General features: G+C 65.2%; 1 protein-coding gene. It reads right to left on the reverse strand.

From position 1 onward, the window contains the following. Positions 1-57 precede the first annotated feature (57 nt). The gene (locus FAB82_RS04965; RefSeq protein ID WP_168801422.1) at positions 58-849 is read right to left on the reverse strand and encodes a transposase family protein; all 792 of its coding nucleotides are present in this window, start codon (positions 847-849) and stop codon (positions 58-60) included. Positions 850-993: the final 144 nt, after the last annotated feature.

The following is a 993-nucleotide window of genomic DNA, read 5'->3' on the forward strand; positions in this document are numbered from 1 at the left end:
TGAGGTTCTTCCATCTCGGTTAGCGATCGAAATTGTTCGATGGTGATGGTGTGTCCTCTATCGAGCGTTGAGTTCGAGGACGAGGACGGCTTTCGCGGCGCGGGCGAGCAGGGTCGGGCAGCAGCGGGCGCGCTCGAAGAGCTTCCACTGCTTGAGGACCGCGAATCCGCGCTCGACCAGGGCGCGGGTCGAGTTGACGACGTGGTTGTGCTCGCGCTGCGCCTCGGCCAGGTTATCCCGTTTGCCCTTGACTGGCACGGTCACTCGCTCGCCGGCACCGGTGTAGCCCTTGTCTGCGAACAGCTCCAGGTCGGCCTTTCGCGCCAGGTAGAACACGTCGTCGGATCTGGCCGCGGTGAGGTCGTGGGTCGAACCGGGGTAGCCGGTGCCGATCCACACCAGGTGCCCGTCATGGTCGGTGAGGGCGGCGAAGGTGACCGCATGGTGGCGGTGCTTGTGGCACCAGTGCCGGTCGACGTGCTTGCCCTGGTCGGGGTGGTGCAGATCGTTGATGCGGTCGATCTCGGCGCAGGTGCCGTCGAGCAGGAGCCACCGCAGCCCGCGGCTGGCCGCGGCCCACAGCGCGCCTTGGAGGGTGGGCGCGAGGGCTTCGAGCAGGGTGATCACTTCACGGATGTAGCGCCAGGCGGTGGTCTGCCCGATCCGCCAGCCCTCGGCGAGGGCGGCATAGGTCTCGTGTTTACGCAGGTAGACCAGGGCGAGGAGGGCTTGCTGGCTCGGATCGAGCTTGCGCCAGTAGCTGCCGATGGCGGCTCGGTGCCGGGCGATGAGACGGGCGGTGAGCTGGAGGTTTGCCGTAGAGAGGGTGACCGTGCCAGGATAGTGCAACGAGACTCCTTGGAGCGCATCAGGTTTCGACGCCCGTATGTGTACCAGGAGTCTCGTTCTCGTTCTGTGGCACAACACCTCACTGCCCAATCCGCAAGATCACATCGTCACCGATCGATCGTGAAGACGGATGGAAGAGGCTCA

Source organism: Glycomyces buryatensis, from assembly GCF_004912275.1.
Classification (GTDB): Bacteria; Actinomycetota; Actinomycetes; order Mycobacteriales; family Micromonosporaceae; genus Glycomyces; species Glycomyces buryatensis.